Origin of the sequence: Bradyrhizobium sp. LVM 105, from assembly GCF_003957705.1 — a bacterium.
Classification (GTDB): Bacteria; Pseudomonadota; Alphaproteobacteria; order Rhizobiales; family Xanthobacteraceae; genus Bradyrhizobium; species Bradyrhizobium frederickii.
On the sequence record NZ_QZMV01000001.1, the window covers coordinates 340,196 to 355,571 of the forward strand.

Here is a 15,376-nt window from a genome sequence, read left to right on the forward strand (position 1 = left end):
CCCCTTTGCCGGGCGCTACCAATTCATAGGAACCGGGGCTCTGCCAGGGAGGCGATGATGGGCAACGCGATGGCAAATGCATTGATCGTTGCCGGGATCGTTTCTGCGATCGGTTATGGCTGGTTGACCCACCTCCAGAACCGCCGCCGACGCTCGCGCGCCGGGGCTGGTGGCGACGGCGGGAGCAGCAGCGACACCTCCTACAGCGGGACGAATGACGGGTTCGCGCTGGGAAGCTGGTTTTCCGGCGACAGTTCGGGGAGTTCGACCGATAGCGGCACTTGTTCCAGCAGCGATAGCGGCGGCGGAGGCGGGGATTGTGGAGGTGGCGGCGACGGTGGTGGGGGCGGCGGCGACTAGATCCGCTCTAATCTTGATTCAGCGCAACGCCGGGTTTTGAAGCCGTTCTAGGCTGTTCGTGGGCCAGTTTGGAATAGCTTGAAATACCGCTTTTTCCTTTTGCATCCAGCCGGCCCGTTAAATATCGATGATGACGCATCACCGAAGGGCCTATCGCTTCCATGATCGTTTGTTCCTGTAACGTGCTGAGCGATGACGACATCCGCGCCGCTGTCGCCGAGTCCGACGACGCCGTGCGCCATGCCAAGCAGGTCTATGGGTGCCTCGGCTGTAGCGCCGAATGCGGCCGCTGTGCGCGGACGATCAAGACCATCATCGACGAAGCCCTTGGCCCCTGCGCCCAGTCCTGCTGTACGGGCTGCCCGCACAGCCACACGATGGCCGCCAATGACGAGACGGCCGAGCCCGCACAGTTCGCCCTCGCTGCCTGCTGACATCTTTCCGCCGGATCGGCAGAGCTTTTCCCCGGCTGCGTCTCGGTAGCCAGTTGCCCTTATCCGCAAACTGACTTAGAAACATTCTAAATTCGGTTTGGGGCCGATTTGGAATGCAAGAGCTGGAGTGAATCATGCAGGGCGACGCAAAAGTTATTGACTATCTCAACAAGGCGCTGCGTCACGAACTGACTGCGATCAACCAGTACTGGCTGCACTACCGCTTTCTCGACAATTGGGGCCTCCTCGACATGGCCAAGGTCTGGCGCAAGGAGTCCATCGAGGAGATGGAGCATGCCGACAAGCTCACCGCGCGCATTCTGTTCCTCGACGGGTTCCCGAACATGCAGGTGCTCGATCCCCTGCGCATCGGCCAGAACGTCAAGGAGATCATCGAGTGCGACCTCGCCGCCGAGATGAGCGCCCGGGCGCTCTACCAGGAAGCGGCGACCTACTGCCATGGCGCCAAGGACTACGTCACGCGCGACCTGTTCGAGAAGCTGATGAGCGACGAGGAGCACCACATCGACTTCCTCGAAACCCAGCTCGACCTGATCGGCCGCATCGGCCTCGAACTCTATACCCAGAAGCACGTCGGCGGGCTCGAGGGCGAGGGGCATTAGGCCCTGGCTCCGGCCCATCCATTCGTCATGGCCGGGCTTGACCCGGCCATCCACGTGTTGCCGCGCGATGCAGACGTGGATGCCCGGGACAAGCCCGGGCATGACGGTTCGTTTGCGGAACCACGCCCAACTACAACTGCGTCTTGTAGAGTTCTTCCACGGTCTCCTGGCTCGCCGGTTCGCCGAGGCCGGTCTGGTCGTGAATGACCGTGACGATGCTCGGCATCACCGAGCGCTCCACCTTGTCCGACGACCATAGCTTCGAGCGCATCAGCGCCTTGCCGCAGTGGAAATAGACCTCGCTGACGGCAACGTTCAGCACCGCGCGCGGCGGCTTGCCGAACTCGATCATCGAGGCGAGCAGATCCGGATCGGCCGACAGCGTGCCGCGTCCGCCGACGCGCAGCGTCTCGTCGATGCCGGGGACGAAGAACAGCAGCTGCACGAAGCCCGAGCCTTCGACGACGTTGCGGAAACTGTCGATCCGGTTGTTGCCGGAGCGGTCGGGCATCAACAGCTGGCTCGGACCTGCGACGTGGACGAAGCCGACGCCGCCGCCGCGCGGCGAGGCATCGACGCTGCCGTCCGCTCCGGATGTCGCGAGCACGCAGAACGGCGACATCTCGATGAACTTCTTCGCATGCGCGTCGATCGCCGGACGCGCTTTCGCGATCACGCGCGGGCTCGGCTTGGCATAGATGGCGGCGAGGTCTTCGGCGCAAAGATCGGTCAACGGCGTACCTCCGCACGGATTGGCGGCAACCTATCCGATCGGGCCGCCGCCAGCCAATGGAATCGATCAAGACCGTTACACGGCATCCGCCGGCACGAAGCAGCTGATGATGATGGCGCCGCGGTGGTGGACGTACCACACAACGGCCTGACCGACGGGATTGCCCTGATCGCGGATCACCGCGCGTCCGGGCACCTCCATCCATTGCCCTTCGATCGGCACCCAATAGGCGCCGCCACGGACATCGTAGTCGGTGCGATGGCCGTCGGAGATGTCGCAGCAGGGCACACCGTTCGGCGCGATCACGCTCTTGAACCAGGCACGGATGTCGGGCGGGACGTGGTCGTATTGCCCGTTGTCGAACGCGAACGCAGCGCTCGTCAGCGCCGTCATCGCGGCCAGCCAAACGCACAATGCGAGCCTGCGCATGCGATCCTCCGTCGCGTTCCGATTCGTATCGTTGACGCGATTAAGCCCGAGCCGTCAGCGCATTGCATGCTCAAATAATATGCGGCCCCTGGGCGCCGCACATGATGCGATGCGGTATCAGCTTCGCGATCGCGTCTCGATCGACGCGAGCAGAGATTTCGGTGCAACGTTGCGCCAGGCCATCTCGAGCGCGCTCCGCAATGTCACCGGATCGATCTTTGCCAGTTTTACATTCGTGCTGCCGCTCTTGCCCCAGGCGCCGGGGACCGGACGAAACAGCTCCGGTTCGGCGTCGACGAGCATGGTCTGCTGGTCCGGCGTGAGCTTCACCATGCCCCATGTGTCATCGGGATAACCCAGCGTCGCGAACACGCGCTTGCCGATGCGGAAGTCGGCATGGCCGTGATGTGCGCCCTCGATGACGCCGGGAAATGCGAGTGCAGCCTTGCGAAAGCGAGATTTCGACATTCCGTCTTGCTGTTCGTATTACATCGTCCGCTGCGGCGCGGTCTGCAGCAATTGCCTGACCTGCTCGGCGTAGAATTTGGCATTGCCCGTGGTGCCGTGGCCGCGCGTCTCGGTGCTGGCGGGGATCAGGTACAGCTTGCCGTTCTTGACCCGCTTCATGGCCGCGTCGGTGATGCCGGTCTCGGGCGGATTGCGCTCGTCGTCGGCGGAATTGATCAAGAGCAGCGACGCTTCGATCGCCTCCAGCTTCTCGCTGGCATTGTAGTCGCGTGAGGACTCCCACTGGTAGACGAAGTCGTTGGCATCCGCCGTGATCGGCGTCGCCAGCCGGTCGTCGACCATCTTGTCCGCCTTGGCCGCAGTCGGCGCCTGCGCTTGATAGGCCAGCGTGCCGCCGATGCTGGCGATGCCGTAGGCAGTGACGGCGTACTTCATCATGCGCGGCTGGCTGGTGTAGTTGCCGCCATTGTAGTCGGGATCGTTGCGGATGGTGTCGAGCATGATCCGCCGCATCATCCAGTTGCGCGAGGCCATCTCGGTCGGCTGCGAGGCCATCGGAATCAGCGCGTCCATCGCCTTCGGATATTTTTTGCCCCACAGCCAGGTGTGCATGCCGCCCATCGAATTGCCGATGACGAGCCGCAAATGCTTGACGCCGAGGCCCTCCGTCACCAGGCGGTACTGCGCCTCGACCATGTCGTCGTAATTGTATTTCGGAAAGCTCGTCTTCATGCCGTCGGACGGCTTCGACGATTTGCCATGGCCGATGCTGTCGGGAAGGATGATGTAATACTTGGCGGCGTCGAGCGGTTGCCCAGGGCCGAACAGCTCACCGCCAAAGGAAGGTCCCAGCATGCCGGTGCCCGAGCCGCCCGTGCCATGCAGCACCAGCACCGGCTGGCCTGAGGGCTCGCCGACGGTGGTGTAATGCAGCTTCAGCTCAGGCATGACCTCGCCGGTGTGGAACTTGAAATCCTTGGCGATCCAGTCGCCCTGCCTGGGGGCGGGATGGTCGGCGGCCGTCGCCGATATCGAAAAGGACAACAGGACGATCGATAGCGCCGCGCAAAGCACCTTCATGTCTCTCATGTCTCTCTCCCCGTTGCGGCTCGTCATCAGCGGCCGCGTTGCGACGGAACTTAGCAGAAATGCCGGGAAGGATGTAGGATTTCGGCTCCGCCGATCGTCTTCATGGAAACATCCGGAGAGAGGCCTGCATGTGCCGCAACATCAAGACGCTGTTCAACTTCGAGCCGCCGGCGACGGAGGACGAGATCCACGCCAGCGCGCTGCAATTCGTGCGAAAATTGTCCGGCTTCAACAAGCCGTCGCAGGCCAACGAGGCGGCGTTCGATCGTGCGGTGGCGGAGGTCTCGGAGGCCGCGCGGAAACTGCTGAGCTCGCTGCACACCCATGCGCCGGCGCGCGACCGCGAGGTCGAGGCGGAGAGGGCCAGGGAGCGCTCGCGGCTGCGCTTCGGTTAGGGCATGATCCGGGAAAGTGCGCAGCGGTCTTCCGGAAACAACAACCTAAAGCGCGATGACGATTCATCCAAATCTCATCGCGCTTGAGGGGCGCCGGCCGCGCGTTCCGTGATCTGGCTCACGGTATGGAGCGCCTGACGTTGCAATGATGTCGGCCGGGGTTTTGACAGCCCGGAGCACGATCATGAGCCGCCCCCTTCTTCCTCTGAAAGCAGGTGCCATCGTTTTCACGCTGCTATGGACAGCGTGGATGATGTGGTGGGGCGGCTCGTTCTCGAGCGCCAACGTGATCATCCTCGCCCTGTGCGGCGCGGCGGTCGGCTATCTCTGGTATCGCGCCATGCGCTGGCAGTTCGAGCGCATGGGCTTGCTGCCGGGCAAGGACGACGCGTCCGGCGCGTCCTGATTGGCTCGTGTCCCGGACGCGGTGCGAAGTGCCGCTCCGCAGCGCGGCGTCCGGGGCATGAGCGCTCGGCTAGTTCTTGTGTTTCTTTTTCTTCTTTTTCTTGTGCCCGTCGCCATCGCCATCGTCGCTCTCGTCGTCGACGATGGCCTCATCGGGCTCGTGCACGGCGGCCTCCAGCGCTTCGCGCTCGGCGGCTTCGCGCTCGCGTTGGCGGCGGCGCTCGTCCCAGGCGTCGAACAGCTGTTCGAGCCATGGCAGCACCTGCTCGATCGAAGGCAATTGACCGGCTGGTCCCGGCTCGCCGCGCGGGCCTTGGGACCCCGCGGGCCCCTGCGGTCCGACGGGACCTTGCGCGCCGACCGCCCCGCGCGGCCCGGCTTCGCCCTGTTTGCCTTGCGGACCGGGCTTGCCCTGCGGTCCAGCCTTTCCGATCGGTCCCGGCTTGCCCTGTGGACCCGGCTTGCCACGCGCGCCATCGGGGCCGCGCCGGCCCGGGTGACCCTGCGGTCCCGGCCGTCCCGGCTCGCCCGGTCGTCCGCGCGGCCCTTGAGGTCCCTGCCGTCGTCCCTGATCGTCTGCCACGCCGCTGCTCCCTTGACCGGAAGCAAGTTACTTAGCGTCGTTTGACGACAGCAGCAATTCCGCCCGCGCGTCGTGCCAAGCTTGACCAACATCAATCTGCGGCGCGACGCCTCGTGCCATCGATCGCACGCGGCCACACCCATTGCGAGGAGCGACCGATGCGCGCAGCGTGGAAAGTGTTTTGCCTGTTCGCCGCCGTCCTGGTGGCAGCAATCGGCCTCGCTCGCCTGCTCGTGCCCGACATTGTGCCGGTCGCATTCGCCGACGAGCCGCAACCGTCATGGGCCGTCATGACCGCCTTCTTCCTCCGTGCGATCGAATTGATCGCCGGCTCGGTCGCGGTGATCGCGCTCGCGGTGATCGCCGGCAGACTGATCCAGCGGCGCGTGCTCGCGCGCTAATCCTGATAGGCGGGCACGTCGATGCCGGAGGCGGCGTAGAGCTTGATCTTGTTGCGCAGCGTGCGCACCGACAGGCCGAGCACGCGCGAGGCGCGGGTGCGGTTGCCGTCGCAGCGTGCCAGCGTCTGCAGCACGAGCTCGCGCTCGACCTCGCCGACAGTGGCGCCGATCAGCATTGGAACGATCTGGTTGGGGGCAAGAAATTGGGCGCCCGGCCCGGACGCAGCGACGTGAACAGTGGTCATCGACATACTCCCCGATCAACGCCCGCTTCCATCGTTGGAAGCGGATCGAGAACAAAAGACCCCCAAGCCGTAGATCTACGGTGATCGGGTTTGGTTAATGAAAGGTTAATTGCGGGGGCGCCGCACCAGATGACCTCAGGAATGCCGCGAAGCCGCCGCGATTGGCGCAGGATGCATCGCGATGCGGGCCTATCTCGCGCAACAAGTACGGTGTCATCGTCCGCGGAAGCGGACGATCCAGTACGCCGCGGCCCCTCGTGGGATGTTTGGCGTCTCTGGAATACTGGATCACCCGCCTTCGCGGGTGATGACACCGTGTATGTGGTGAAAGCGTTCTCCGTCACACCGTCCGATAGCCGCCGTCCACCATCACGATCGTTCCGGTGACAAAGGCCGACAGGTCCGAGGCGAGGAAGAGCGCGGGTCCGACGATATCCTCGGGCTTGCCGGTGCGCGCCAGCGGGGTGTGGTCAACGAAGGCCTGCACCAGCGCCGGGTTGGTGGCGCGCACATTGGCGTTGATGTTGGTCTCGATGAATCCTGGCCCGATCGCGTTGACGCGCACGCCTTCCTTGCCGAGCTCGACCGCGAGCGCCTTGGTGAAGCCGAGCACGCCGTGCTTCGAGGTGGTGTAGGCCGCCGAGCTCGGCGTGCGCAGATGCACGAAGGACTGGATCGAGCCGATATTGACGATGCGGCCCTTGCTGGCCCGCAAGGGGGCGAGGAAGGCCTGCGTCATGTTGAAGACGCCGTTGAGGTTGAGCGCGATGATGTCGTTCCAGTCCTTCGCCACCGTCTCGGTCTCGGCGGTGAAGGCGTTGCGGCGGGTGATGCCGGCATTGTTGACGAGGATCGAGACCTGCCCGACCTTGCCCTCGACCTGCTTGGCCAGCGCGAAGCAATCCTCGCGCCTGGTGACGTCGAGTGCAAAGCTCTCGGCCTTGCCGCCCGATTTTCGGATCTCCTGCGCGGCCTCCGCGACGGTCTCGGCGTTGACGTCGAGCAGCACCACCTGCGCGCCCTCGCGCGCATAGCCGGCGGCGATGGCGCGACCGATGCCGGAACCGGCGCCCGTGACGACGGCGATGTGGTTTGCAAGCAATGCCATGACATTTTCCTCCCGATTTCGTTTTCAAGTTTCACGAAACGCTAACTCGAAATTAAGGGGTCGGAAACGGCAGCCTTGGCATACTGATCTTGATTGCTAAACGTTGCGCGCATGATGGAACGGCTCGACTCCTGGAAACTCGCCCTTGAACGGCTGCGGTCGGCGCCATCCGCCGACTTCGCCGAGGCGGGCCGGCTTGTGGCCGAGATCGCGCGGACGAGCGTCGACGCCACGCTGCGTCAGGCGGCGGAGCAGGCGCTTCCGGTGCTGCGCCAGGCGGTGGACAATGACGATCACGGCGTGACGCTGGCGGCGCAGCGCCGTCTCGGCGTGGTGCTCGAGGTCGTCCATGATCTGACCGCGCCGCGCTTCGGCCGCCGCAACGCCATGCCGAAGCAGATGTCCAGGGAGGACCGCGCGCGCAAGGTGCTCGGCCTGCCGCTCGCGGTGCAGCTCACCTGCGAGGACATCAACCAGGCCTATCGCCGCGCGGCCAAGGGCATGCATCCCGACCAGGGCGGCAGCGCGCAAGCCTTCATCGACCTCGCCGCCGCGCGCGATCTCCTGATCCATCCCGGCGCGCACAAGGACGCGTGAGGCCTCATGTGCTATCCTGTAGCCCGGATGAGCGAAGCGACATCCGGGACAGGTCTTGCCCATGGTTCTGTACCGTAGAAATTTTCTTCCCGGCGGCACCTACTTTTTCACCGTCACCCTTTTCGACCGTCGATCGAATCTCCTTATCGAAAACGTCGATGCCTTGCGCAACGCCTTTCGAGCCACTCGGAGGCAACGCCCGTTCGAGATTGATGCGATCGTGATCCTTCCGGATCATCTGCACGTCGTTATGACACTCCCGTCTGACGATGCTGATTTTGCGGGACGTTGGCGGAGGATCAAGGGACATTTCAGCAGTGCTCTGCTTCGCGAGGGCGTCGAGATTGCCCGCCATTCCAATGGAGAACTGGCACTGTGGCAACGACGCTACTGGGAACACACGATTCGTGACGAGGCCGACTTCGCTCGTCATATCGATTACGCGCACTTCAATCCGGTCAAACATGGCTACGTTCGGCGCGTTCGTGATTGGCCACATTCGTCCTTTCACCGCTATGTCAGGAGCGGGATGCTGGCGGAGGATTGGGCCGGAGAGGTCGGCGAGAGTGGGGGTGCGTTCGGTGAACGCGCTTAGCGCAGAGCGGGTGGATAGGCCGAGTCCCGGATGTCGCTTCGCTCATCCGGGCTACAGCAAAATACCGGGCAAGGACGCATGCCCGCGTCCTTGCCCGGCTCTTCGTCCGCCGATCGAATTCTTACCAGGTGCAGCTGCCGCTCTTGAGCGCGGCGTCCTTCACCGCGAGCGCGTCGATGAAGGTCGGTACGCTTGCACTGGCGCGATGATAGCCGGCCGGCCACGGCGTGGTCGGGATGCTCTCGTCCCAGATCTGGCAGAAGCCGGTGTCCTGCCAGCGGATCAGGTGATAGCTGGCCTCGGCGGGGCTCGCCGCGACCAAGGCGGTGACGGCGAGGCCGGCGGCAGCGCACAGCAGGGAAATACGACGCATGATCAGCTCCTCAAAATGAATGATGTGATGCGCCTCCTGGCAATGACGGGGAGGGCGGGTGCCGGACGCTCTTGGTGAATGCGCCCCGGACAAGATGTGAGTAGTTCCGCCTGCCGATCAGGTTCAACGAACGCGCGCGGGAGAGGGCCGGTATCGGACGGAAAATGCGCGGGTCCCGCAAAAAGAAAAGGCGGACCGCCCGCGCGATCCGCCCTTGAGATCCGCGTCTGTCGCGGCGCGGCTAGAGCGTGCAGCGGCGCTCGCCGCGCAACTTGATCTGGAGGTCGGACGCCTGCTGGAAGGTCGGGAGCGGCTTGCTGACGACCTTGTAGGTCGACACGCCCCACTGGAGCGGCTTGACTTGCAGGTCCTCGTTCCAGACCTGGCAGATGCCGGTGTTGTCCCAGCGGATCACGTAATAGCCCACCTTGGCGGACGCGGGCACGGCGAACACGGAGGTGGCGATGCCGGCAACGGCACAGAGGGCGAGAACGCGGCGCATGAAATATCTCCTGACGGGGAAGGTGAGAGCAAAACTGGTGCGGCAAAACAGTGCGGCTGGCAAGCCGGGCGGCGGTCGATCACGGATATGTCAGCCGGCCGTCCGCCGTTCGGACTAGCCCTTCGCCAGCGAGGCCACTGCCTCGATCTCGATCAGCATCTTCGGATCGGGCAGGGCCTGCACCACGCAGGTGGTGCGCGCCGGGTAAGGCGGCGGGCCGAAGGCGCCGGCATAGAGCGCGTTCATGGCGGCGACGTCGGAGCCACGGGTCAAGAGCACGTTGACCTTGGCGAGGTCGCGGAAGGTGGCGCCGGCCTCGTCCAGCACGCGCTTGATGTTGACGACGACATTGGCGAACTGCGCCTCGAAACCGTCCGGCAGCGCGCCATGGGCATCGAAGCCGGGAATGCCCGAGATGAACAGGAGATCGCCGACCCGCGTCGCAAAGGACAGCGGCGGCGCCTTGACGTGCGGCGGGGGCGCGAAATGCTGGATCGGCATGGGATCACCTCGGACGTCGTTGACGCCGGAAGCGTAGCGGCAGGCGGGGGCCTCTCAAAACAAAAAATGCGAAAACAACCCCATGCACAGTAGGGATGAGATGGAAATCATTGGATATTCCGGGTGCGGAATCGGCGAAATGCTTGGCTGCTTGCTCGGGCGAAACAGGAACATGGTGGCCTCATGCCTGTCATCGTCAGCGGCAGCGCGGCTTCCTGCGTCTGGCCCGCGTGTGGCGAGGGGACCGCATCTGCCTCCCCGTCATTGCGAGCGCAGCGAAGCAATCCAGAATCTCTCCGCCGAGGCACTCTGGTTTGCTTCGTCGCAAGGGCTCCTCGCAATGACGGAGAATGAGGGCCGAGCGTGCGCCTTTCCATCATGTTGCCGCCCCGATCCCTCCTGTACATTCCCTTCGTCTGATTCGATTCCCCCTAAAAGGCAGCCCCCGGAGACATCCATGAAGCTCGCATCCACCTTTCGCGCCGCGCTGGTCGCCATCGCCGCCCTGGCCGGACTTTCGACCGCGGCGCAGGCCGACAGCGGTTTCGTGACGCTGACGATCTACAAGGCGGGCTGGATCATCGGCGGCTCCGGCGGGAGCGGCGTCCTCAACTTCCGCGGCCGCAATTATGGGCTCTCGACCGGCGGGCTCGACTACGGCCTCGTGTTCGGCGGCTCCAAGACCGTGCTGCGCGGCCGCGTCAGCAACATCAACCGCCCCTCCGACGTCGCCGGGGTCTACGGCGCCGCCGGTGCCGGCCTTGCCCTCGGCGCCGGCGCCCGCGCCATCGTGCTGACCAACCAGAAGGGCGCGGTGCTGGAGCTGTCGGGCACGCAGGTCGGGTTGATGGCGAACGCCGATCTCAGCGGCCTTGCGATCACGATGCGGTAGGCGCCGGTCGCGTAGGGTGGGCAAAGGCGCAAAGCGCCGTGCCCACCATCTCGCCAGATCGTAGCCCGCATGAGCGACAGCGACATGCGGGTCAACGCTCGGCCCCGGATATCGCATGCGCTCATCCGGGCTACGAACGCGACGCCGCGACGAACATTGCCAGTTGCGCATCGAACGCCCGCCGGAACGCCGGTCGCGCCTCGCCGCGCGCGACATAGGCGGCGATCTTGGGATACTCGTCCAGCAAGCCCGAATTGTTCAGCCGCCGCAGCACCGTCACCATCATGAGATCGCCGGCGCTGAAGGCGCCGTCGAGCCAGTCGGCATTGCCGAGATAAGCGGACAATTCGCCGAGCCTGACACGGACACGATCCTGCAGCATGGGCAGGCGCTCCGCGTACCAGCTCTTGTCGCGCTCGAACAGCATCGCCATGGTGAGCTCGACGATCGGCGGCTCCACTGTGCTCAGCGCGGCGAACATCCACGCGATCGCGCGGACGCGCGCATTGGCGTCCGTTGGCAGCAGGCCGTCGTGGCGTTCGGCGATGTGCAGCACGATCGCGCCGGACTCGAACAGCGTGAGATCACCATCCTCATAGGTCGGGATCTGCCCGAACGGATGCAGCGCCAGATGCGCCGGCTGCTTCAGCGCGGCGAAGGAGAGGAGGCGAACGTTGTAGGGCTGGCCGACCTCCTCGAACGCCCAGCGCACGCGCATGTCGCGGGCCTGCCCGCGGCCGCGGTCGGGGGAGTTTTCGAAGGCGGTGATGGTAGGCATTGGGAGACTCCGGATGATCGCGCGTTGCATTCGTAGGACGAACGACCGTCATCCATCCCGACATCTCATTTCTTCGGTTGGCCGGGCGAGCCGTTCACAGCCAGCTCTTTCTGCGCATAAAGGCTTGAAGCGTGAATAAACCTCGCCGCATGTCGGCGGAGATAGCCAGTGGGTTACGCTCGCTGACCCATCTACGGGCGAGAGCGCTGCTTCTTGTATACAATCAAAGATTGTACTAGCCTGTGTACCGATGACATTCACGGTCATCAATTTCAGCAGGAGCTTTTCATGAAAGAGAGTGATCTCAAGGAGCTGGAAGCGCTACCTCGATCAAGCACTTGCAGGCTCATATCTTTTGACAACGCCGAAGTGGTCCCCGGCATCGTGTCCAATACGTTCTTCCTGGTCGTCAGCGGTGTGAAGCCATGGCTGACAATGAAGGTCGAGTTGGTGCCGCTGATCTATATCCGGAAACCCGAATTTTGGGGAATCGAGGTCATTGGATGTCAAAGCGGCATAGGACTGCCGGCTCAAGCCCCTTATCACGTCAGCTTGGACATTTCCCATCTGCGCGGCACCGTCGGCATTGAGGTGATCGGCGCCACATTGAAGAAGCAGATCAAGGTACCTTGATCGCACGACAACGTAGGGTGAGTTGGCCGTTCACGAGCACAGTCGCGCGCCACGGATCAGCGAAAGGCGTAACGCACCAATCGGCGTCCGCGGTGCCGGAGGCGGTGGATTAAGCCTGCGGCTAATCCACCCTACGCAGCATCCACGCCGCCAGCTCGCGCCACGGCTCGATCGTCCAGCTCCCCGAGGCCGCGCCTGACGGCGATGGCAGCACGAAGATCTCCGGCAGGCTTTCATCGCGCTCCTGCCGCCCCAGCGTAATCGCAGCTGACGGCCGGCCGTAAAACAAGCTCGCCGCCTTCTTGCTCGTGAACGCAATCGTCCGCGGCCGATATGCTTCCATCTTCGCCTTGAAGCCCGGCACGTCGATCGTCTCCGCCGCGATCTGGTGATCCATCCCCGCGCCGGTCTTGCAGAGATCGGTGAAGCCGATCCCGAGTTCGATCAGGCTAGCGAACTCGCTTGGCTGATAGCGCCGCGGCGTGATCCCGGCCTCATGGATCGCGCGCCAGAAGCGGTTGCCGGGATGGGCGTAGTAGTGCCCGAGCTCCGCCGAGCGCGTCGAGGCGGCGGTGCCGACGAAGACGAGGCGGAGGTTGGGGCGGAGTTGGTCGGGGAGGCGGTGAGCTGGCACGTCAGTCATTCGCAGCGTAGCCCGCATGAGCGAAGCGATATGCGGGACGAGAAAGAACCCCGGATGTCGCTGCGCTCATCCGGGCTACGCTACTCGATTCCCAGATTGGGGGTGTGCACGCATCTACGTATGTGATCTCAATGTCGCCGTTTCTCACACCGAACGGTGCAAGTCGCTCTTTGATCGCTTGCAAGTTTTCGTCCGGCTTGGGGTGTCATTTCTTCGGCAGCGACCATGCCGCATGGACCCGATGGAGTTCTGCCACCCAGCACTTCTCGACGTTCTTAGTATCTCTCCCGAGTAATTTTGCTAGTTCGAAAAAAACCTGGTCCGGGTTGCATGTCGCCGAGCTTGTGGACGACAACAACGGTTAGCATTCCTCGACCCTCTGCATCCTCTTCGGATGATATCTCACCCAAGAGATGGAAAAGACGGGGGTCGTGCGGTTCGAGATTGATGCTTTGAATCTGCCTCACAAGGTCCGAGTAAGCGATCATTCCCCGCAGCTTTGCTCGCTCGATCATGATCGAGCGAGCCTCTTGCTTGGCCAATTCCCATTCCTTTTCTGAGAATCCGTGCTTCATCTCTTTGCGAAGCATTGCGCCCCCTCACAACACCCGATTACTCTCCTTCACCTTCTCAGCATCCAGATAGACGCTGCTTCCCATCTCCTTGAACTTCGCGCTCATCTTGGCCATGCCGTCCTCGGCGGTGCCGGCCATCGACATGCCCACGCTGTTCGGATCGTTCAGCGTCGCCGCGTAGTCGCGCACGTCCTGCGTGATCTTCATCGAGCAGAATTTTGGGCCGCACATCGAGCAGAAATGGGCGACCTTGTGGGCTTCCTTCGGCAGGGTCTCGTCGTGGAAGCTCTTCGCGGTATCCGGATCGAGGCCGAGGTTGAACTGGTCGGTCCAGCGGAATTCGAACCGCGCGCGGGAGAGGGCGTCGTCGCGCAGTTGCGCGGCGGGGTGGCCCTTGGCGAGGTCGGCGGCGTGGGCGGCGATCTTGTAGGTGATGACGCCCGTTTTCACGTCGTTGCGGTCGGGCAGGCCGAGATGCTCCTTCGGCGTGACGTAGCAGAGCATGGCGCAGCCGAACCAGCCGATCATGGCAGCGCCGATGCCCGAGGTGATGTGGTCATAGCCCGGCGCGATGTCGGTGGTCAGCGGTCCAAGCGTGTAGAACGGCGCCTCGCCGCACTCCTTGAGCTGCTTGTCCATGTTGATCTTGATCTTGTGCATCGGCACGTGGCCGGGGCCTTCGATCATGACCTGGCAGCCCTTGTCCCACGCGATTTTTGTCAGCTCGCCGAGTGTTTCGAGCTCGGCAAATTGCGCGCGGTCGTTCGCGTCGGCGATGGAGCCCGGACGCAATCCATCACCCAGCGAGAACGAGACGTCATACTTGCGCATGAGGTCGCAGATCTCGTCGAAATGGGTGTACAGAAAACTCTCCTTGTGATGCGCCAGACACCACTTCGCCATGATCGAGCCGCCGCGGCTGACGATGCCGGTGACGCGGCTGGCGGTGAGGTGGATGTATTGCAGGCGCACGCCGGCGTGGATGGTGAAATAGTCGACGCCCTGCTCGCACTGCTCGATCAAGGTGTCCTTGTAGAGCTCCCAGGTCAGCTTGACCGGATCGCCGTTGCACTTCTCCAGCGCCTGGTAGATCGGCACGGTGCCGATCGGCACCGGCGAGTTGCGCAGGATCCACTCACGCGTGGTGTGGATGTTGCGGCCCGTCGACAGGTCCATCACGGTGTCGGCGCCCCAGCGGATCGCCCACACCATCTTCTCGACCTCTTCCTCGACCGACGAGGTCACCGCCGAATTGCCGATATTGGCGTTGATCTTGGTCAGGAAGTTGCGGCCGATGATCATCGGCTCGAGCTCGGAATGGTTGATGTTGCAGGGAATGATGGCGCGGCCGCGCGCGATCTCGTCGCGCACGAACTCCGGGGTGATGAAGGCGGGCACGGACGCGCCGAAGCTTTCGCCGTCGGCAAGCGCCGCTTCCGCGCGCTCGAGCTGCTGCTTGCGGCCGAGATTCTCGCGCGCGGCGACGTAGATCATCTCCTTGGTGACGATGCCGGCGCGGGCGAATTCGAGCTGGGTGATCTTGTGGCCGTCGAGGCCGCGCAGCGGCTTGTGATAGGCCGAGAAGGCGCGCGCGGCCTTGTCGGTGGAGACGCTGCCGTTGTCCTCCGGCTTGACCTGGCGTCCCTCATATTCCTCGACGCCGCCGCGCTCCAGCACCCATTGCTTGCGGTTGCGCGCAAGGCCGGCGTTGACGTCGATGGTCACGCTCGGGTCGGTGTAAGGGCCCGAGGTGTCGTAGACCGGCAGGTTCGGCTCGCCGGCGCCTTCGGACAGCATGATCTCGCGCAGCGGCACGCGCAGATCGGGCGCGGCGTCGGGGCTCGCGAAGATCTTGCGCGAGGAGGGAAGGGGGCCGGTGGTGACGGCGGGGACGGTTTTTTCGGGATTGGAGCGGATGTTCATTGGATCCTCCGGTTTACTGGGCGTCGTTCCGGACGGACCGCATGGCGGTCCGATCCGGAACCTCGAGGTTGTTGAGCGAGATTCCGGGTTC

Annotated in this window: 24 protein-coding genes; 10 read left to right on the forward strand and 14 right to left on the reverse strand. The window is 63.7% G+C overall.

All coding sequences use genetic code 11. The annotated features are described in order from the left end of the window. Positions 1-54: 54 nt before the first annotated feature. On the forward strand, positions 55-360 hold the full coding sequence (locus tag D6B98_RS01625; RefSeq protein WP_126255200.1) for a hypothetical protein: 306 nt from the start codon (positions 55-57) through the stop codon (positions 358-360). A gap of 7 nt (positions 361-367) precedes the next feature. Here the strand turns inward: D6B98_RS01625 and D6B98_RS39650 are convergent, their stop codons facing one another. Further along, positions 368-523 (reverse strand): hypothetical protein, encoded by a 156-nt coding sequence (locus D6B98_RS39650; RefSeq protein ID WP_164718318.1) that lies wholly within the window; start codon positions 521-523, stop codon positions 368-370. Here D6B98_RS39650 and D6B98_RS01630 point away from each other — a divergent pair. Together D6B98_RS01630 and bfr are read left to right on the forward strand one after the other, a co-directional pair. After that, positions 522-794, forward strand: coding sequence for a (2Fe-2S)-binding protein (locus D6B98_RS01630; protein ID WP_126255201.1), 273 nt, complete (start codon positions 522-524; stop codon positions 792-794). The genes D6B98_RS39650 and D6B98_RS01630 overlap by 2 nt on opposite strands. Before the next feature lie 134 nt (positions 795-928). Then, positions 929-1,417, forward strand: coding sequence for a bacterioferritin (gene bfr, locus D6B98_RS01635; protein WP_024339472.1), 489 nt, complete (start codon positions 929-931; stop codon positions 1,415-1,417). Positions 1,418-1,547: 130 nt separating this feature from the next. On the opposite strand, the gene D6B98_RS01645 is transcribed toward bfr, so the two are convergent. The 4 genes from D6B98_RS01645 to D6B98_RS01660 form a co-directional block, all read right to left on the reverse strand. Next, positions 1,548-2,150 carry an MSMEG_1061 family FMN-dependent PPOX-type flavoprotein gene (locus D6B98_RS01645; protein ID WP_126255203.1) on the reverse strand — a complete coding sequence of 201 codons (603 nt, stop codon included), beginning with the start codon at positions 2,148-2,150 and terminating at the stop codon, positions 1,548-1,550. A gap of 75 nt (positions 2,151-2,225) precedes the next feature. After that, the gene (locus D6B98_RS01650; RefSeq protein ID WP_126255204.1) at positions 2,226-2,579 is read right to left on the reverse strand and encodes a hypothetical protein; all 354 of its coding nucleotides are present in this window, start codon (positions 2,577-2,579) and stop codon (positions 2,226-2,228) included. A gap of 117 nt (positions 2,580-2,696) precedes the next feature. Next, the gene (locus tag D6B98_RS01655; protein WP_126255205.1) at positions 2,697-3,047 is read right to left on the reverse strand and encodes an MmcQ/YjbR family DNA-binding protein; all 351 of its coding nucleotides are present in this window, start codon (positions 3,045-3,047) and stop codon (positions 2,697-2,699) included. Positions 3,048-3,065: 18 nt separating this feature from the next. Beyond that, entirely contained in the window at positions 3,066-4,127 is a 1,062-nt protein-coding gene (locus D6B98_RS01660) for an alpha/beta fold hydrolase (protein ID WP_126255855.1), read from the reverse strand. Between the two features lie 137 nt (positions 4,128-4,264). Between D6B98_RS01660 and D6B98_RS01665 the strand changes: the two genes are divergently transcribed. Together D6B98_RS01665 and D6B98_RS01670 are read left to right on the forward strand one after the other, a co-directional pair. Then, positions 4,265-4,531 carry a DUF2277 domain-containing protein gene (locus D6B98_RS01665; RefSeq protein WP_126255206.1) on the forward strand — a complete coding sequence of 89 codons (267 nt, stop codon included), beginning with the start codon at positions 4,265-4,267 and terminating at the stop codon, positions 4,529-4,531. A 184-nt stretch (positions 4,532-4,715) separates the two neighbouring features. Next, on the forward strand, positions 4,716-4,937 hold the full coding sequence (locus D6B98_RS01670) for a hypothetical protein (RefSeq protein WP_126255207.1): 222 nt from the start codon (positions 4,716-4,718) through the stop codon (positions 4,935-4,937). A 69-nt stretch (positions 4,938-5,006) separates the two neighbouring features. Here D6B98_RS01670 and D6B98_RS01675 read toward each other — a convergent pair whose 3' ends face one another. Continuing rightward, complete coding sequence (locus D6B98_RS01675) at positions 5,007-5,519, reverse strand: collagen-like domain-containing protein (RefSeq protein ID WP_126255208.1); 513 nt, start codon at positions 5,517-5,519, stop codon at positions 5,007-5,009. A 158-nt stretch (positions 5,520-5,677) separates the two neighbouring features. On the opposite strand from D6B98_RS01675, the gene D6B98_RS01680 reads away from it, so the two are divergent. Further along, positions 5,678-5,920 (forward strand): hypothetical protein, encoded by a 243-nt coding sequence (locus D6B98_RS01680; protein WP_126255209.1) that lies wholly within the window; start codon positions 5,678-5,680, stop codon positions 5,918-5,920. Here D6B98_RS01680 and D6B98_RS01685 read toward each other — a convergent pair. Continuing rightward, positions 5,917-6,165 carry a helix-turn-helix domain-containing protein gene (locus D6B98_RS01685; protein WP_126255210.1) on the reverse strand — a complete coding sequence of 83 codons (249 nt, stop codon included), beginning with the start codon at positions 6,163-6,165 and terminating at the stop codon, positions 5,917-5,919. The two genes, D6B98_RS01680 and D6B98_RS01685, sit on opposite strands and share 4 nt — an antisense overlap. 340 nt (positions 6,166-6,505) lie before the next feature. Further along, the gene (locus D6B98_RS01690) at positions 6,506-7,273 is read right to left on the reverse strand and encodes an SDR family NAD(P)-dependent oxidoreductase (RefSeq protein WP_126255211.1); all 768 of its coding nucleotides are present in this window, start codon (positions 7,271-7,273) and stop codon (positions 6,506-6,508) included. A 111-nt stretch (positions 7,274-7,384) separates the two neighbouring features. Between D6B98_RS01690 and D6B98_RS01695 the strand changes: the two genes are divergently transcribed. Both D6B98_RS01695 and D6B98_RS01700 read left to right on the forward strand, forming a co-directional pair. Next, entirely contained in the window at positions 7,385-7,870 is a 486-nt protein-coding gene (locus D6B98_RS01695) for a J domain-containing protein (RefSeq protein WP_126255212.1), read from the forward strand. Between the two features lie 61 nt (positions 7,871-7,931). Next, positions 7,932-8,465, forward strand: coding sequence for an REP-associated tyrosine transposase (locus D6B98_RS01700; RefSeq protein WP_126255213.1), 534 nt, complete (start codon positions 7,932-7,934; stop codon positions 8,463-8,465). A 121-nt stretch (positions 8,466-8,586) separates the two neighbouring features. On the opposite strand, the gene D6B98_RS01705 is transcribed toward D6B98_RS01700, so the two are convergent. The 3 genes from D6B98_RS01705 to D6B98_RS01715 form a co-directional block, all read right to left on the reverse strand. Then, complete coding sequence (locus tag D6B98_RS01705) at positions 8,587-8,838, reverse strand: hypothetical protein (protein ID WP_126255214.1); 252 nt, start codon at positions 8,836-8,838, stop codon at positions 8,587-8,589. A gap of 241 nt (positions 8,839-9,079) precedes the next feature. Next, on the reverse strand, positions 9,080-9,340 hold the full coding sequence (locus tag D6B98_RS39655; RefSeq protein ID WP_164718319.1) for a hypothetical protein: 261 nt from the start codon (positions 9,338-9,340) through the stop codon (positions 9,080-9,082). A 114-nt stretch (positions 9,341-9,454) separates the two neighbouring features. Continuing rightward, entirely contained in the window at positions 9,455-9,841 is a 387-nt protein-coding gene (locus D6B98_RS01715; protein ID WP_126255215.1) for a RidA family protein, read from the reverse strand. A gap of 457 nt (positions 9,842-10,298) precedes the next feature. Here D6B98_RS01715 and D6B98_RS01720 point away from each other — a divergent pair, with 457 nt between their 5' ends. Further along, positions 10,299-10,733 (forward strand): hypothetical protein, encoded by a 435-nt coding sequence (locus tag D6B98_RS01720; RefSeq protein WP_126255216.1) that lies wholly within the window; start codon positions 10,299-10,301, stop codon positions 10,731-10,733. Between the two features lie 130 nt (positions 10,734-10,863). Here D6B98_RS01720 and D6B98_RS01725 read toward each other — a convergent pair whose 3' ends face one another. Further along, positions 10,864-11,511, reverse strand: a complete 648-nt coding sequence (locus D6B98_RS01725) for a glutathione S-transferase family protein (RefSeq protein WP_164718320.1) — start codon at positions 11,509-11,511, stop codon at positions 10,864-10,866. Between the two features lie 288 nt (positions 11,512-11,799). Here D6B98_RS01725 and D6B98_RS01730 point away from each other — a divergent pair, with 288 nt between their 5' ends. Beyond that, positions 11,800-12,144 (forward strand): hypothetical protein, encoded by a 345-nt coding sequence (locus D6B98_RS01730; RefSeq protein WP_126255218.1) that lies wholly within the window; start codon positions 11,800-11,802, stop codon positions 12,142-12,144. A 121-nt stretch (positions 12,145-12,265) separates the two neighbouring features. Here the strand turns inward: D6B98_RS01730 and D6B98_RS01735 are convergent, their stop codons facing one another. Then, positions 12,266-12,787 carry a mismatch-specific DNA-glycosylase gene (locus tag D6B98_RS01735; protein ID WP_164718321.1) on the reverse strand — a complete coding sequence of 174 codons (522 nt, stop codon included), beginning with the start codon at positions 12,785-12,787 and terminating at the stop codon, positions 12,266-12,268. Positions 12,788-13,386: 599 nt separating this feature from the next. After that, positions 13,387-15,285, reverse strand: coding sequence for a phosphomethylpyrimidine synthase ThiC (thiC, locus tag D6B98_RS01740; protein WP_126255220.1), 1,899 nt, complete (start codon positions 15,283-15,285; stop codon positions 13,387-13,389). Positions 15,286-15,376 lie beyond the last annotated feature (91 nt).

Excerpts from the sequence above, each read along its gene's own strand:
- D6B98_RS01625 (WP_126255200.1), top strand. The coding sequence starts at position 55 with ATGATGGGCAACGCGATGGCAAATGCATTGATCGTTGCCGGGATCGTT.
- D6B98_RS01630 (WP_126255201.1), top strand. The coding sequence starts at position 522 with ATGATCGTTTGTTCCTGTAACGTGCTGAGCGATGACGACATCCGCGCC.
- D6B98_RS39650 (WP_164718318.1), bottom strand. The coding sequence starts at position 523 with ATGGAAGCGATAGGCCCTTCGGTGATGCGTCATCATCGATATTTAACG.
- bfr (WP_024339472.1), top strand. The coding sequence starts at position 929 with ATGCAGGGCGACGCAAAAGTTATTGACTATCTCAACAAGGCGCTGCGT.
- D6B98_RS01650 (WP_126255204.1), bottom strand. The coding sequence starts at position 2,579 with ATGCGCAGGCTCGCATTGTGCGTTTGGCTGGCCGCGATGACGGCGCTG.
- D6B98_RS01655 (WP_126255205.1), bottom strand. The coding sequence starts at position 3,047 with ATGTCGAAATCTCGCTTTCGCAAGGCTGCACTCGCATTTCCCGGCGTC.
- D6B98_RS01660 (WP_126255855.1), bottom strand. The coding sequence starts at position 4,127 with ATGAAGGTGCTTTGCGCGGCGCTATCGATCGTCCTGTTGTCCTTTTCG.
- D6B98_RS01665 (WP_126255206.1), top strand. The coding sequence starts at position 4,265 with ATGTGCCGCAACATCAAGACGCTGTTCAACTTCGAGCCGCCGGCGACG.
- D6B98_RS01670 (WP_126255207.1), top strand. The coding sequence starts at position 4,716 with ATGAGCCGCCCCCTTCTTCCTCTGAAAGCAGGTGCCATCGTTTTCACG.
- D6B98_RS01680 (WP_126255209.1), top strand. The coding sequence starts at position 5,678 with ATGCGCGCAGCGTGGAAAGTGTTTTGCCTGTTCGCCGCCGTCCTGGTG.
- D6B98_RS01685 (WP_126255210.1), bottom strand. The coding sequence starts at position 6,165 with ATGACCACTGTTCACGTCGCTGCGTCCGGGCCGGGCGCCCAATTTCTT.
- D6B98_RS01690 (WP_126255211.1), bottom strand. The coding sequence starts at position 7,273 with ATGGCATTGCTTGCAAACCACATCGCCGTCGTCACGGGCGCCGGTTCC.
- D6B98_RS01695 (WP_126255212.1), top strand. The coding sequence starts at position 7,385 with ATGATGGAACGGCTCGACTCCTGGAAACTCGCCCTTGAACGGCTGCGG.
- D6B98_RS01700 (WP_126255213.1), top strand. The coding sequence starts at position 7,932 with ATGGTTCTGTACCGTAGAAATTTTCTTCCCGGCGGCACCTACTTTTTC.
- D6B98_RS01705 (WP_126255214.1), bottom strand. The coding sequence starts at position 8,838 with ATGCGTCGTATTTCCCTGCTGTGCGCTGCCGCCGGCCTCGCCGTCACC.
- D6B98_RS39655 (WP_164718319.1), bottom strand. The coding sequence starts at position 9,340 with ATGCGCCGCGTTCTCGCCCTCTGTGCCGTTGCCGGCATCGCCACCTCC.
- D6B98_RS01715 (WP_126255215.1), bottom strand. The coding sequence starts at position 9,841 with ATGCCGATCCAGCATTTCGCGCCCCCGCCGCACGTCAAGGCGCCGCCG.
- D6B98_RS01720 (WP_126255216.1), top strand. The coding sequence starts at position 10,299 with ATGAAGCTCGCATCCACCTTTCGCGCCGCGCTGGTCGCCATCGCCGCC.
- D6B98_RS01725 (WP_164718320.1), bottom strand. The coding sequence starts at position 11,511 with ATGCCTACCATCACCGCCTTCGAAAACTCCCCCGACCGCGGCCGCGGG.
- D6B98_RS01730 (WP_126255218.1), top strand. The coding sequence starts at position 11,800 with ATGAAAGAGAGTGATCTCAAGGAGCTGGAAGCGCTACCTCGATCAAGC.
- D6B98_RS01735 (WP_164718321.1), bottom strand. The coding sequence starts at position 12,787 with ATGACTGACGTGCCAGCTCACCGCCTCCCCGACCAACTCCGCCCCAAC.
- thiC (WP_126255220.1), bottom strand. The coding sequence starts at position 15,285 with ATGAACATCCGCTCCAATCCCGAAAAAACCGTCCCCGCCGTCACCACC.